The sequence below is a fragment of the Paraburkholderia caledonica NBRC 102488 genome, assembly GCF_000685095.1.
In the GTDB taxonomy this organism is placed as follows: Bacteria; Pseudomonadota; Gammaproteobacteria; order Burkholderiales; family Burkholderiaceae; genus Paraburkholderia; species Paraburkholderia caledonica.
Genome location: NZ_BAYE01000004.1, coordinates 111,309 through 125,218, shown reverse-complemented (window position 1 = coordinate 125,218; position 13,910 = coordinate 111,309). Strand labels below are relative to the sequence as shown.

At 63.2% G+C, this 13,910-nt stretch carries 16 protein-coding genes; 7 read left to right on the top strand and 9 right to left on the bottom strand.

What is annotated here, in order from left to right:
- Window positions 1-15: 15 nt before the first annotated feature.
- The gene (gene metK / locus BCA01S_RS10065) at window positions 16-1,206 is read left to right on the top strand and encodes a methionine adenosyltransferase (RefSeq protein WP_020067236.1); all 1,191 of its coding nucleotides are present in this window, start codon (window positions 16-18) and stop codon (window positions 1,204-1,206) included.
- A gap of 207 nt (window positions 1,207-1,413) precedes the next feature.
- Here the strand turns inward: metK and BCA01S_RS10055 are convergent, their stop codons facing one another.
- Complete coding sequence (locus BCA01S_RS10055; protein ID WP_027776791.1) at window positions 1,414-1,785, bottom strand: hypothetical protein; 372 nt, start codon at window positions 1,783-1,785, stop codon at window positions 1,414-1,416.
- Between BCA01S_RS10055 and BCA01S_RS37945 the strand changes: the two genes are divergently transcribed.
- Together BCA01S_RS37945 and BCA01S_RS10040 are read left to right on the top strand one after the other, a co-directional pair.
- Entirely contained in the window at window positions 1,784-1,930 is a 147-nt protein-coding gene (locus BCA01S_RS37945) for a hypothetical protein (protein ID WP_156955045.1), read from the top strand. The genes BCA01S_RS10055 and BCA01S_RS37945 overlap by 2 nt on opposite strands.
- Before the next feature lie 336 nt (window positions 1,931-2,266).
- Window positions 2,267-3,028, top strand: a complete 762-nt coding sequence (locus tag BCA01S_RS10040) for a phytanoyl-CoA dioxygenase family protein (RefSeq protein WP_027776790.1) — start codon at window positions 2,267-2,269, stop codon at window positions 3,026-3,028.
- 57 nt (window positions 3,029-3,085) lie between these two features.
- On the opposite strand, the gene BCA01S_RS10035 is transcribed toward BCA01S_RS10040, so the two are convergent.
- Window positions 3,086-3,292: a DUF3185 family protein gene (locus tag BCA01S_RS10035; RefSeq protein WP_027776789.1), complete on the bottom strand. Its 207-nt coding sequence runs from the start codon at window positions 3,290-3,292 to the stop codon at window positions 3,086-3,088.
- A gap of 212 nt (window positions 3,293-3,504) precedes the next feature.
- On the opposite strand from BCA01S_RS10035, the gene mgrA reads away from it, so the two are divergent.
- Window positions 3,505-4,548: an L-glyceraldehyde 3-phosphate reductase gene (mgrA, locus tag BCA01S_RS10030; protein ID WP_027776788.1), complete on the top strand. Its 1,044-nt coding sequence runs from the start codon at window positions 3,505-3,507 to the stop codon at window positions 4,546-4,548.
- 61 nt (window positions 4,549-4,609) lie between these two features.
- On the opposite strand, the gene BCA01S_RS10025 is transcribed toward mgrA, so the two are convergent.
- The gene (locus tag BCA01S_RS10025) at window positions 4,610-4,795 is read right to left on the bottom strand and encodes a hypothetical protein (RefSeq protein ID WP_020067230.1); all 186 of its coding nucleotides are present in this window, start codon (window positions 4,793-4,795) and stop codon (window positions 4,610-4,612) included.
- 307 nt (window positions 4,796-5,102) lie between these two features.
- Window positions 5,103-6,344: an MFS transporter gene (locus BCA01S_RS10020; RefSeq protein ID WP_042318442.1), complete on the bottom strand. Its 1,242-nt coding sequence runs from the start codon at window positions 6,342-6,344 to the stop codon at window positions 5,103-5,105.
- Between the two features lie 409 nt (window positions 6,345-6,753).
- Between BCA01S_RS10020 and BCA01S_RS10015 the strand changes: the two genes are divergently transcribed.
- From BCA01S_RS10015 to BCA01S_RS10000, 3 genes are all read left to right on the top strand, one after another.
- The gene (locus BCA01S_RS10015) at window positions 6,754-6,966 is read left to right on the top strand and encodes a hypothetical protein (RefSeq protein ID WP_006050502.1); all 213 of its coding nucleotides are present in this window, start codon (window positions 6,754-6,756) and stop codon (window positions 6,964-6,966) included.
- Window positions 6,967-7,065: 99 nt separating this feature from the next.
- Entirely contained in the window at window positions 7,066-8,091 is a 1,026-nt protein-coding gene (locus BCA01S_RS10010; protein ID WP_027776786.1) for a serine/threonine protein kinase, read from the top strand.
- 249 nt (window positions 8,092-8,340) lie between these two features.
- The gene (locus BCA01S_RS10000) at window positions 8,341-9,081 is read left to right on the top strand and encodes a PepSY-associated TM helix domain-containing protein (protein WP_027776784.1); all 741 of its coding nucleotides are present in this window, start codon (window positions 8,341-8,343) and stop codon (window positions 9,079-9,081) included.
- A gap of 52 nt (window positions 9,082-9,133) precedes the next feature.
- Here BCA01S_RS10000 and BCA01S_RS09995 read toward each other — a convergent pair whose 3' ends face one another.
- The 5 genes from BCA01S_RS09995 to BCA01S_RS09970 all read right to left on the bottom strand — a co-directional run bounded on the left by BCA01S_RS09995 (window position 9,134) and on the right by BCA01S_RS09970 (window position 13,900).
- Window positions 9,134-10,156: an XdhC family protein gene (locus BCA01S_RS09995; protein ID WP_027776783.1), complete on the bottom strand. Its 1,023-nt coding sequence runs from the start codon at window positions 10,154-10,156 to the stop codon at window positions 9,134-9,136.
- Window positions 10,129-10,737, bottom strand: coding sequence for an SRPBCC family protein (locus BCA01S_RS09990; RefSeq protein WP_027776782.1), 609 nt, complete (start codon window positions 10,735-10,737; stop codon window positions 10,129-10,131). The genes BCA01S_RS09995 and BCA01S_RS09990 overlap by 28 nt, the downstream gene beginning before the upstream one ends.
- The gene (locus BCA01S_RS09985; RefSeq protein WP_027776781.1) at window positions 10,728-12,053 is read right to left on the bottom strand and encodes a vWA domain-containing protein; all 1,326 of its coding nucleotides are present in this window, start codon (window positions 12,051-12,053) and stop codon (window positions 10,728-10,730) included. Before BCA01S_RS09985 ends, BCA01S_RS09990 begins: the two co-directional genes overlap by 10 nt.
- A gap of 5 nt (window positions 12,054-12,058) precedes the next feature.
- Window positions 12,059-12,946, bottom strand: a complete 888-nt coding sequence (locus BCA01S_RS09980) for an AAA family ATPase (protein WP_027776780.1) — start codon at window positions 12,944-12,946, stop codon at window positions 12,059-12,061.
- A gap of 156 nt (window positions 12,947-13,102) precedes the next feature.
- On the bottom strand, window positions 13,103-13,900 hold the full coding sequence (locus tag BCA01S_RS09970; protein ID WP_027776779.1) for an FAD binding domain-containing protein: 798 nt from the start codon (window positions 13,898-13,900) through the stop codon (window positions 13,103-13,105).
- Between the last annotated feature and the right edge of the window lie 10 nt (window positions 13,901-13,910).

Here is a 13,910-nt window from a genome sequence, read left to right as displayed (position 1 = left end):
ACAGGAGTCTGCAACGTGGCAAACGACTATTTCTTCACCTCCGAATCAGTTTCCGAAGGCCATCCCGACAAAGTCGCGGACCAGATCTCCGACGCGATTCTCGACGCCATCCTGACGCAGGACAAATACTCGCGCGTTGCCGCTGAAACGCTGTGCAACACGGGTCTCGTGGTGCTCGCGGGCGAAATCACCACGACCGCCAACGTCGACTACATCCAGATCGCGCGCAACACGATCAAGCGCATCGGCTACGACAACACCGACTACGGTATCGACTACCGCGGCTGCGCGGTGCTCGTCGCGTACGACAAGCAGTCGCCGGACATCGCTCAGGGCGTGGACCGTGCGCACGACAACAACCTCGATCAGGGCGCGGGCGACCAGGGCCTGATGTTCGGTTACGCGTGCGAAGAAACGCCTGAATTGATGCCGTTGCCGATCCACCTGTCGCATCGTCTGGTCGAGCGTCAGGCGAATCTGCGCCGTGACGGCCGTCTGCCCTGGCTGCGTCCGGACGCGAAGTCGCAAGTCACCGTGCGCTATGTCGACGGCAAGCCGCACTCCATCGACACCGTGGTGCTTTCCACGCAGCACTCGCCGGACATCGACCTCGATACGCTGCGCGAAGCCGTGATCGAAGAAGTCATCAAGCCGACGCTGCCGGCTGAACTCATCAAGGGCGACATCAAATTCCTCGTGAACCCGACCGGCCGTTTCGTGATCGGCGGTCCGCAAGGCGACTGCGGTTTGACGGGACGCAAGATCATCGTCGACACGTACGGCGGCGCGGCGCCCCACGGCGGCGGCGCGTTCTCGGGCAAGGATCCGTCGAAGGTCGACCGTTCGGCTGCTTATGCGGGCCGTTATGTCGCGAAGAACATCGTGGCCGCCGGTCTCGCATCGCGCTGCCTGATTCAGGTGTCGTACGCCATTGGCGTTGCGCAACCGACTTCGGTCATGGTCAACACGTTCGGCACGGGCCGCGTTTCGGATTCAACGATCACGCGCCTTGTGCAGGAGCATTTCGATCTGCGTCCGAAGGGCATCATCCAGATGCTCGACCTGCTGCGCCCGATCTACGAGAAGAGCGCGGCTTACGGTCACTTCGGCCGCGAAGAGCCGGAATTCACGTGGGAAGCGACCGACAAGGCTCTGGCACTCGCGGAAGCTGCCGGTACCGAACCGGTCGCTGCGTTGGCGGATTAACGCTAGCTGCACGCGTCTTTAGTGTGAAAAACCCCGCCGGCTCGCGCCGCGCGGGGTTTTTTATTGGCCGTCGATTGTTCGGTGCGGACAAAGCGCGATGCGTCGGCATCGCGCGTGGCGTGAGCGCTGATATGCTCTAAACCGTCCGAAGCCGCCGGATCATTGCGGCTAGCGACGCGTGCTGTTTGGCGGCTCGCTAGCGGCTCGTTAGCGGCTCGCAAACGCGAACGCAAACCAGCCCGTGCTGCCGTTCGTCGACATCCGGCGGGGGCGGCGGCTTGCGCTTTGCGCCGGCACGGCGACGGGCGCGCGCTGAGTAGCGCTCAGACGCAGCGGTGTCGGTTTGCGCAGGAGCGTGCGGAGTGAGAAGCGGCGCGAACCGCCGCGTGTGCGCAGCGCCGAGAAGAAAGTATGGAACCAGGTGCGAATGCCGTCGACCGCTCGGGCGTCGCGCCATTGTTCGCCTAAAGCGCGCGTGCGCGTGGCGTGGTGACGCAGAGCGCGCACCACGTGGCGGCGCGCGGGGCGGGCCGCTTTGAGTGCGGCTCGGGTGAAACGGGTGCTCAGAAGAGTATGCATGGCTTCACAGGTAGGCAACGTGTCGCGCGGTCAAATGTGCGCCAATAGCAGCACCAAGCATGCCAATGGCGGCATCGCGATCGACTGCGCGGGAGCCCGGGATTCGATGGAAAAACTGCGCGGCGGACAGCCGGGCGGGCCTTGATGGCCGGTGCAGCGCGCAAACAGGCGGGAATAGCGATCAACATGCGTGCAGGCTACACGTGATTCGTGACGTCTGAAAGTCGGTTTTTACCCTGCGGACACGGATTTTCACGGGGTGCATGAAGGCTTTGAGACGGGCATCGCTCGCACCCTTCGCGGACGATTAGCGTGCGCGGCTGCCCGGGAAATGTGCGGCGCCATCGCGAGCCGCATGCAAACAGTGCGCAAATGGTCGGGTTGCATCAAGTTCATCGCAATGCCGGACGTCAAACACCGGGCGATATGATCGCGCCCGTTTTACAATCGAACATCGGTTTGTCGACGGTCACGGAACACCATGTCATTTCATTCGAAGAAAGAGCAGATTCACGCATTGCGGGAGCAGGGCTTCGTCGTCGTGCCTGGCCTCGTGCCGGTCGAGCGATACGAGGAGATGAAGCAGGTCGCGCAACGTCAGCTGAACGAAGCCGCGGCACCGGTCGAGTTCGAAGCGGATCTGCAATACCCCGGAGCGCCGTCTTCCCGGCATGCGCCCGGCGGCCAGACCGTGCGGCGATTGCTCGACGCGTATGCCCGCGATCGCAGTTTCGCCGAATGGGCGACTGCGCCGGAAATTCGCGGCTGGATGGAATTGTATTTCGGTGAGGAGCCGCGCCTGTCGCGCGCCCATCACAATTGCATGATGACGAAGCATCCGGCGTACGGCAGCTTGACCGGCTGGCATCGCGATGTGCGCTACTGGTCGTTCGAGCGCGACGACCTGGTTTCGGTATGGCTCGCGCTGGGCAATGAAACCGTCGACAACGGCGCGCTATGGTTCGTGCCTGGATCGCACACCGCTGCATTCACGGGTGAACGCTTCGACGACGCGAAGTTCTTCCGCTCCGATCTCGAGGAAAATCAGGCGTGGATTCGCGCCGCCGTGTCGCCGGAGCTGAAAGCCGGGGACGTGGTGTTCTTTCATTGCAACACGCTGCATTCGGCGGGCAAGAACATCAGCGATCAGGTGAAGTTCTCGCTCGTGTACACGTACCACGGCGCGAGCAATGTGCCGTTGCCGGGCACCCGGTCAGCGGCGAAGCCTGAAATCGCCTTCTGACTTTTTGGCGCTTTTCAGCGCCTTTTTGTCGCCACCCAGGCCTGCGCCGCTTCGCGCCTAGCGCTTGCGGCCAGACAGGGCTATGCCCGTTATTCCCGCGAGCGTCGCCACCACGCCGCCTACGATCAGCATGATTGCCTTGTTCGACGGTGAGCCTGTAAAGACGCGGGACACGTCGCTGCTCACCGAATTGAACGCCTGCCCGCCGAAATACAGCAACAGAATGCCACCGACAATCAACGCGATTGAAATCGCCTTCGTCATTTAATGCTCCATAAGCTCGAACGGCGAAAGTGTAGGGGACCTGCAAGCAGTCGTCCATCCTGCATATTGGGCGTCTGCACGCATCCCGTCGATTGGCTACCATAGCGGTCTGACCGCACACAAAAACAAACCCACAGCAGCACACCTCCCGCAGCATGCGATTGCCCATGCCCGCAGATTGCCGGGCGACATCACCATCAAGGACACCAGCAATGGCTTACGAAGCAGCTTCAGAACGCTATTCGGACATGCAATACCGCGTGTGCGGCAAATCGGGTCTCAAACTTCCCGCGCTGTCGCTCGGCTTGTGGCACAACTTCGGCGATACGACGCCGCTCTCGACCCAACGCGAAATTCTGCGTGCCGCATTTGACGTTGGCATCACGCACTTCGATCTCGCGAACAACTACGGGCCACCGTATGGCAGCGCGGAAACGAACTTCGGCCGCCACTTCAAGGACGACTTCAAACCGTATCGCGACGAGCTGCTGATTTCGTCGAAAGCCGGTTGGGACATGTGGCCCGGTCCGTATGGACAAGGCGGCGGTTCGCGCAAATATGTGCTCGCGAGTCTCGACCAAAGTCTGAAGCGTATGGGCCTCGACTACGTCGACATTTTCTATTCGCATCGCTTCGACGCGCACACGCCGCTCGAGGAAACCGCTGGCGCACTGGCGAGCGCGGTGCAGCAGGGCAAGGCGCTTTACATCGGCATTTCGTCGTACTCGGCGAGCAAGACGCTCGAAATGGCGAAGCTCCTCGCCGAATACAAAGTGCCGTTGCTGATTCATCAGCCCGCGTACAACATGCTCAATCGCTGGATCGAACAGGATCTGCTCGACACGCTCGAACAGGTCGGCGCGGGCACCATTGCGTTCACGCCGCTCGCACAGGGGCTGCTCACCGGCAAGTATCTGAATGGCGTGCCGCAAGACGCGCGCGTCAACAAGCCGGGCGGCGGTTCGCTGAAAGAGGAGCATTTGAGCGCGCAGAACATTGAGCATGTACGCAAGCTGAACGATATTGCTCAGCGTCGCGGACAAAGCCTCGCGCAAATGGCGCTTGCGTGGGCGTTGCGCGACCCGCGCGTGACCTCGGTGCTGATCGGCGCGAGCCGCGCGGAACAGGTGCGCGAGAATGTCGGTGCGTTGAAGAATCTCGAGTTCTCGAAAGAGGAACTCGCGGAAATCGACCGCTACGCGACGGAGGGCGGCGTCAACTTGTGGGAAAAGCCGTCGACGGATCAGGCGGTCTGATTCCGGCGGCGCTGCCGCCACGCAACTCAAATACGAAAGCCGCCGCTCAGGCGGCTTTTTGCTATACGAGCGCGGGCAAGCCTTCGACCAGCACGACTGCGAACATTACGCCGAGCAGGGCGCCCAGCACGCGCAACGCGTTGTGCCGCAATTCCGTCTTGCAAGGAAGCGCGCCTACGAATAATGCCCCGGCGAGCGCCATCGGAATGACCAGAATGAAATCGCCGATCGTGAAATAGGTCGTCATACTCGTCTCCTTTTGTATTGGCGGCGTAATGAGCGGGTCTCGTTCAGAGGCGCACGCTGCAACGCTTGATTTGAGTATAGGTGACGGCGGAGGCGGCGTAGGCGCGTCCGGTACATCCAGAAGGTTTATTCGCAATCCGTAGAAGCCAGTCGCCGCAAGGCTTCGCGCGGTTGCCGCGACGCAGCAAACCCGGCCACGAAGTGTGAAGCGGTTGCTTACGCGCTGCTTACTTTTTTTGGATTTTCAATGCAGTGTGAATCGCCGGGCGAACTGCGCGATGGAACAGTCGTGGATTCGCCGGTAACACTCACGCCTGGTCGAGCCGGCGTAACCTCAGCGTCGCCAGTACGCCGATCACGAGCAGTGCGAAGACCAGTCCAGCAACGCCGTTCCATCCGTAACCGGCCCACATGTGCCCGCCGTACGACCCGACCAGGCTCGAGCCGATGTAGTACGCAAGCAGATATAGCGCGGCCGCCTGGCCTTTCGCCTCTTTTGCGAGACGCCCGACCCAGCCGCTTGCGACGGCGTGTCCGGCAAAGAAGCCGAACGTCACGCATGCGATGCCGCCGACAATCGCCGAAAGCGGACTCAACATGGTGAGTGCGAGTCCCAAGGCCATCAATAGCAGGCTTGCCGTCAGCACACGAGCGCGGCCGAATGTGTCGGCCATGCGTCCCGACCACGGCGAGGCGATCACGCCCGTCAGATACACCACGAAGATCGCGCCGATCTCGGTTTGGCTCAACCGGTACGGCGGCGCGAGCAGCCGGTAGCCGATGTAGTTGTACAGCGTGACGAAGCTGCCCATCAGCACGAAGCCAAGCAGGAACAACATGGGTAGACCCGGCCGCCTGAACTGCCTGACGAGCGCGCTGCGATGATGCGTGAAGCCCAGCCCGCGCCGCGGCACGAAATGGCGCGACGGCGGTAGCAGCGAACGAAACGCGAGCATCGACAGAATGCCGAGCACGCCAATCGTGCCGATTGCAACGCGCCATGAAAACAGATCGGCGACGATGCCCGTAATCACGCGCCCCGCCATCCCGCCGATTGCCGTGCCGCCGACATAGAGGCCCATTGCAAGACCCAGGCCGTCGGGATGCACTTCTTCCGCGAGATAAGCCATCGCGACGGCCGGCACACCGCCGAGCGCGAGACCTTCGAGCGCGCGCAGCACGAGCAACTGGTGCCATTGCGGCGCAATCGACACACCGATGGTCAGGAGCGCGGAGACAGTGAGCGACATCGTCATCAGCTTGTGACGGCTCCAGCCTTCGGAGACGAAGCCGGCCATAAAGATGGCCACTGCTAGCGCTGCCGTAGTCAACGATACAGTGAGACTGCTTTGCGCAGGTGTCACGTTGAATGCCGCCGAAAACGACGGCAGCAGCGGCTGCACGCAATAGAGCAACGAAAACGTGGCGTAGCCCGCGAACAGTAATGCGATGCTGGCGCGCCAGTAAGCGCGGGTGCCGCGTTCGAGATAGGGCGTGTCGGAGGTATTGGGCACGGCAGAGAGCAAAGAGCAGAAGGCGGAGCAAAGCAGATGAACAGCCGGCAGCGACGTATCGGGCGCGGCCCGATGGTGGCCGCCACGCGCGAGACGACGCTCGTGCAAAACAGTTAAGGATACGCTGAAAATGGCGCCTGCGTGCGCCGCAACGCGCGAGTCGCGCAGACGCCGCACGTTTTTGATATCTCTGCCCACGAGGGTTTATGATGGTTTCGTCGCGATGCCGCGCGTCTCGACGAATCAAGCGAAACGACGGGTGAAGCGCCCTCAGTTCCCGCTTTCCAAGGCCCCGCAAAACGGGAACAATGACTCGAAGCTCTCACGCGTATTCACGCGCAGCTGTTTGGGTGCGTACGCAACGTTACCGGCGAAGCGGCGCTTTTATCATCACCTTGACCGGCGCGAACTTATAAAGCCGGCTATGGGAGAACGGGGAAACATCATGCAAATCGGTTCCATTGTCCGATCAGTGCATATCGCCGTGCCGCAGGGCGCGCGCGGAATCGTCATGCGCATTCTCGGCGACATGGCCATGGTGGCGTGGTATGCCGGCGAGCCCGGCGCTTCGCCGCAACTGAACACTGAACCCTTTTTCCTCGAAGACCTTATCGACACCGGCGAACTCGTGCGTCCGTCAAGCGCGCAGATGCATTGAAGCGATTACCGTTTGGCGCGTCTGTCGCCTGACGGCAGACGCGTGCCCCCATGTTCACTCGCACTCGTCTTTGACGGCGGCGCGGCGCACAATGCGGGCATGAACGACATTCTCGATACACAGGACGGCGCGGACCGCGCCGTGCCTTTTGCCCGGCTCCAGCCGGAAGTCGTGCTCGACGCGCTCGACGGCGTGCTCGCCACAGTCGGCGTGCGTACCGACGGGCGCATGTTGCCGCTCAACAGCTACGAGAACCGCGTGTATCAGGTGGGCGTCGAAGACGGCCCGCCCGTCGTTGCGAAGTTCTATCGTCCTGATCGCTGGAGCGACGCCGCCATTCTCGAAGAACACGCGTTCGTTGCCGAACTGGCCGCGCGGGAGATTCCCGCCGTGCCGGCGTGTACGTACGAGGGCCGCACGCTGCATACCTTCGATGGTTTCCGTTTCTCGATCTTCGAGCGCCGCGGCGGACGCGCGCCCGATCTCGACCGGCGCGATACGCTTGAATGGCTCGGGCGGTTCATCGGCCGCATTCACGCGGTTGGGCAGACGCAAGACTACACGGAGCGTCCCACGCTCGACAGTCAGACGTTCGGCTATGAACCGCGCGATTTTCTGCTCGCGCACCGCTTCATACCCGACGACGTGCGCGCTGCCTGGGAAACCGTCGTCAATCTTGCGCTGGAAGGCGTGGAGCGCGCATTCGAGCGGGCCGGCGAGGTCCGCATGCTCCGCATGCACGGCGACTGTCATCCGAGCAACGTGCTGTGGACCGACGCGGGCCCGCATTTCGTCGACTTCGACGACAGCCGCATGGGGCCGGCCGTGCAGGATCTGTGGCTGCTGCTGCCCGGCGAGCGCGCGGAGGCATCGCGCGCGCTGGCGGATCTGCTCTCCGGTTACGAAGACTTCTGTGACTTCGAGCCGCGTGAACTGCATCTTGTCGAAGCGCTGCGCACACTGCGGCTGATCCATTACCAGGCGTGGTTGGCGCGCCGTTGGGACGATCCGGCGTTTCCGGCAGCGTTTCCGTGGTTCAACACGCAACGTTATTGGGAAGACCGCATCCTCGAAATGCGCGAGCAACTCGGCGCGATGCAGGAAGGGCCGTTGTGGCCGGTGTGAGCTTTTTGCCGCGATTGAGCAAAAGCGCCAATTGTGTAATGATATCCATTCTCAATTGAAGGGCATCGCCAGCTTCCTGTCACATTTCTCCTCCTCTGTGACTGCCAGCCAGCCTCTCAACAGGACGGCTCTGGACCGCAAGCCGGAGCTTTCCGCTCTCTCCTTCAAAAATTCCGTCGCCGCCCGTCTCTGAGCGCGCTCCTGTCTGCGCGCGGTCGGCGGCTTAACCTGCCGTGCCTGGAGCATCATGTGAACGCGCCTGATTCGATCGATATGAAACCTGCTGCCAATGGCGCCTCGCGATATGTCGCCCATGAGCAGCGGCCCGGCCATCATCTGATGGACGACGCCGAGCAGGCGGCACGGCGTCAACGTTCGCGGCGCGCGAACTTCATCAAGTGGCTGCGCAAAGTGCATGGCTGGGTGGGCTTGTGGGGCGCGGTGCTCGGACTCCTGTTCGGCGCAACCGGCTTCCTGCTGAACCATCGCGCGGGGCCGATGAAAGTGTCGACCGGACAACCGCAGGTCGAAGAGTTGCAAATGGCCGTGCCCGAAAAGCCGTTTCGTTCGCCGATGGACATGGCGAAGTGGCTCAAGGGCGAACTGAAGATCGACGGCAAGCCTGGCAGGATGAAGCGCGAGCCGGCGCATCCCGTGGCCTGGGGCGACCGCAGCACGATTCAGCCCGAGTTCTGGCAGATTGCATTCGCCGCGCCCGCGCAGAACGTGCAAGCCGAGTACTGGGTCGGCAACGGCTTCGTCGCGGTGAAACGCACGCAGAACTCCTTCCTCGCGACGATGACCAATCTGCACAAAGGCGTGGGCTTGAGCATCGGATGGATGCTGCTGGTCGATACGATCGCCGGCTCGCTGATCCTGCTTTCGCTGACCGGCGTGCTGTTGTGGACCGAACTGAACAAGCGCCGCGTGGTGGGCGTGGTGCTGATCGGCGGATCGGTGATTGCCGCCGTGGTTTGCGGAATGATGTAAGCCGCCGGGCGTCGCGCCAGCCATGTGGCTGAACGCCCGGGTGTCCAGACGATTACGCGCTGCAGGCTTCCCCGCCGGAAGCCGCAATTTCGCGCGCTGCCTTCGCGCCCTCGACCTGAAGCAGCGTCGGCAACGAAACGCCGTTTTTCGCCGCCGTCACTTCGGCGAGAATCGACACCGCAATTTCAGGCGGCGTGCGGCTGCCGATATAAATGCCGACCGGCCCATGCAAACGGGCCAGTTCCGTGTCGCTCAGGTCGAACTCTTTGAGCCGCTCGCGCCGCGCTTGATTATTGCGCCTCGAACCCAGCGCGCCGACGTAGAACGCCGGCGTCTTGAGCGCTTCCATCAGTGCGAGATCGTCGAGCTTCGGGTCGTGTGTGAGCGCAATGACCGCGCAGCGCTCGTCGAGCTTCATGTCAAGCACGGTGTCGTCGGGCATGGTCCGCACGATCTTCGTGCCGGGGATGTTCCACTCTTCTGTGTACTCCTCGCGCGGATCGCAGACCGTCACCTGATAGTCGAGACCCACGGCAATATTGCACAGATAGCGCGACAACTGTCCCGCGCCGATCACGAGCATGCGGTAACGCGGACCGTGAATCGTCAGTAGACGCTCGCCGTCGAATAGCACGCCGTCTGTTGCGAGCGCCTTGCCGAGCCGCGCCTCACCCGAATTCATGTCCAGTTCGCGTGCCACGAGGCGGCCTTCTTCCACGGCGTTGCAGAGGTCGGCGATACCGCTTTGCGGCGTCAACGGTTCGAGAACCAGTTGGATCGTGCCGCCACAAGGCAGTCCGAAGCGATGCGCCTCTTCCGCCGAGATGCCGTATTTCACGGCCTCGGGGTGCGCCTGCTCGATGCCCCGCTGCCGCACGCGGTCGATCAGGTCGTCTTCGATGCAGCCGCCCGACACCGAGCCGACTACGAGTCCGTCGTCGCGTACCGCGAGCATCGCGCCCTCCGGGCGCGGCGACGAGCCCCACGTTTTCACCACCGTCACCAGTAGCGCGCGATGTCCCTCTTCCAGCCAACGTGCACTGGACTTCAGGACTTCGAGATCCACGCTGTCCATGATTTCTTCCTCTTCGTTGCATCGCCGCCGGACTCGCCGTCCGCGGCCTCGGTCGATGCCGTATTGTGCCCCTCCGCGTCGGCGGCTGCAGCGCCGCCGGCATCTGCAGGGCTTTCATCGCTGACGGCACCGGCGCCTTCGCCATCGAATCGTGCCCCGAAGCGCTTGAAGAACTCGCCGGCGATCTTGCGCGCCGCACCATCGACGAGCCGCGAGCCGATCTGCGCGAGCTTCCCGCCGACCTGCGCATTCGCGGTATAGCTGAGCCTGGTTGCTGCTTCGCCGTCGGCTTCGAGTGTGACACGCGCGTTGCCCTTGGCAAAGCCAGCCGCGCCGCCCTGGCCTTCGAACACGATGTTGTACGCGTTGGGCGCGTCGATATCGGTCAATTGCATGCGGCCTTTGAAGCGCGCCTTGACCGGGCCGACCGCGGCGCTCAACGCCACCAGGTACGCATTCTCGCCGTCCGGGTCGATGCTTTCGCAGCCCGGAATGCAGGCGCGCAAAACCTCGGTGTCGTTCAGCGCATCCCACGTACGCTGTTGCGAAACCGGCAGCGTATGAGTTTCGGTCAGTTCCATGGACTTGCTCCTGCGGTTGACATGGCAACAACGTCCCGACGCGGCGCGCGCGTGAGTTGCGCGAGGTCGCGGCCGAATGCGGCCAGGCTGTCTAGATTATGAACCGGACGATGCGCGTCGACGTAGGGCAGGATTGCCTGCACGCCGCGCGCCTTCGGAGAAAAGCCGCTGAAACGCAGCAGCGGATTAAGCCATACGATACGGTGCGCGAAGCGGCGCAGGCGGGCCATTTCCAGCTGGAGGACGTCGATCGCTTCGTGATCGAGGCCGTCGGTCACGAGCAGCACCGTTGCGCGACCGGTCAGCACGCGCCGCGCCCAGCGCCGGTTGAATTCAGCGAGCGCCGCGCCGATTCTCGTGCCGCCCGACCAGTCGACGACCTGTTCGGTGAGCGCGGCAATCGCCACATCCGGATCTCGCTCGCGCAATGCGCGGGTCGCGTTGGTAAGGCGCGTGCCGAACAGAAAAACCTGCAGGCGTTCACGCGACTGCACGAGCGCGTGGCAGAAATACAGCACCGCGCGGGAATAACTGCTCATCGAACCGGATATGTCGAGCATCAGAACCAGCGGCGGCTTGCGCTCGACCACCGCGCGATATTTCCACACGGTCCAGTCGCCGCCCGCGCGCACCGCCTGCCGCGCGCTCGCGCGCAGGTCCGCATGCGTGCCATGCGACGCGGCCTTGAGGCGGCGTGTCGGCTCCTTCGCAAGGGGCAGACGCTGAGCGCGGATCAGATGGCGCAGCGTGCGCCATTCATCGGCGGAGAGGGTGTCGAAATCGCGATGACGCAGCCGCTCTTCCGCGCTGAAGGTGACGTGCGCGCGCAATTCCTGGCGCTCGGTTTCCTGCGGGCTGTGCGTATTCGACGAGGGCGGCGCGCGAACCGCCAGCGCGTCGGCGAGACGGTTGTTGCGTCTAGGCGGCGGAAGGCCGTCGCGGACCTTCGGCAGAAGCAGTGCACGCAGCTTCCCTTCCCAATCCGGATCTCGCCAGAACAGATCGAACGCGGCGTTGAAAAGCTCGCGCTCGTCGGGCGCGGAGACGAGCGATGCGGCTAGCGCTGCGCGCACGTCGTCGCGGCGGCTCAAGTCGATCCAGTGCAGCGCGGCGAGCGCATCGACGGCATGCGCGGGCGACATCGGCAGGCCCGCGCCGCGCAGCACGCGCACGAAATGCACCACGTTGCGAGCGAGCGTTGGCGTCGCGGCAGGAAGTGGCGCGGCTGGATCGGCCGCCGCGTGTGGCACGCGCTGAGCGCGCGTCGCGTCGTCGGCGCCTGTGCCTGTCTCGTTTGCGGAGGGTCGCGTCGTCATGCCCGCTATCCCGGCGCGGCGAGACACTGCGCGATCTGATCCGCGTCGACACGCGCCAGATCGTCCTGATACTTGAGCAGTACACCAAGCGTGTTCTGCACCGATTGCGGATCGAGTTCCGTGACCGACAGTGCTTCGAGCGCGCGGCACCAGTCGATTGTTTCGGCGATGCCCGGTGCCTTGAACAGGTCCATGCCGCGCAGACGGTGCACGAAATCGACCGCGCGCCGCTGCAACTCCGCCGATGTCTTCGGCGCACGCGCCGCGACAATTTCAAGCTCGCGATCGCGTTCCGGATAACCGATCCACTGATAGAGACAGCGGCGCTTCAACGCGTCGTGCACTTCGCGCGTACGGTTCGACGTCATCACGACGAGCGGCGGCTGCGTTGCGCGCACGGTGCCGTACTCGGGAATCGACACCTGGAAGTCGGAGAGCAGTTCCAGCAGGAACGCTTCAAACGGTTCATCAGCGCGGTCGATTTCGTCGATCAGCAACACGCGCCGCGCACCCGGATGATTTTCGTCGGGCATCAGCGCTTGCAACAACGGACGCTTGAGCAGGAATTCGCCGCGATACAGGGTGTCGTTATCGGGCCGTTGACCGGCGGCTTCCGCAAGACGCAACGCCATGATCTGCCGCGGATAGTCCCATTCGTATAGCGCGCTGGCCGTGTCGAGCCCTTCATAGCATTGCAGCCGCAGCATCGACGTATCGAGCATGCCGGCTGCGGCCTTGGCAAGTTCCGTCTTGCCGACGCCCGGCTCGCCTTCGACGAACAACGGCCGGTCCATACGCAGCGCGAGATACAACGCCGTCGCAAGCTCGCGGCTCGCGAAGTAGTTCTGAACGGCCAGTTGCGCGAGGGTGTCGTCGATTGAAACGGGGTGCATGGCGTTCCTGAATCTGCGCGCTGTCTGCTCGGCAAATGCAGCGTCAATGAAACGTGAAGCGCGTTCGTTGCGCGATACAGCATGCCCTGGCGAATGCGAGCGACTGACGTGCGCGAGCTCCACGCTCGACACGTCAGCAGCCAATAGCAAGCAAGCCTAAGCGTTCGCCTTCGCGACCGCTCGCGCCGCCAGAACGGGGATCAGATGCGCGCGATACTCGGCGCTCGCATGCATGTCGTCGTTCAGATTCGCCGACGGCACACTGACCGCTCGCGCCGACTCCGGCGTGAAGTTCGCCGACAACGCGCTTTCCAGTTCGGGCACACGAAAGACAGACGCCGCCGCGCCCGTCACCGCAACGCGCACACCGCTTGCAAACTTCGCGACGAACACACCGACGAGCGCGAAATGCGACGCGGGATTGCGGAATTTCTCGTAGGCGGCGCGCTCGGGAACCGGAAATTCGACGGAGACGATCAACTCGTCCGGCTCTAGCGCCGTCTCGTACATGCCGACGAAAAAGTCGCTCGATGCAATGCGCCGGCGCTGCGTGACGATAGTTGCGTCCAATCCCATTGCGGCAGCCGGATAGCACGCGGCGGGATCGTTGTTGGCAAGTGAGCCACCCAGCGTGCCGAGCGCGCGCACCTGGCGATCGCCGATATGCGCGGCGAGATCCGCGAGCGCCGGCGACACGCGCCGCAACTCGGCGTGATCGGCGACGTCCGCATGGCAGACGGCCGCGCCGATTGTGACCAGATTTGCGTCGACGGCGATCGACTTGAGCGCGGGAATGCGCGTCACGTCGATCAGTTGCGAGGGCTGCGCGAGACGCAGCCGCATGGTGGGCAACAGGCTCTGACCGCCGGCGAGAAACTTGGCGTCGCTGTCGGCAGAAATGGCTGCGGCGGCCGCTTGCGGATCCGTCGCGCGTTGATACTCGAATGAATACATGTCGAATGCT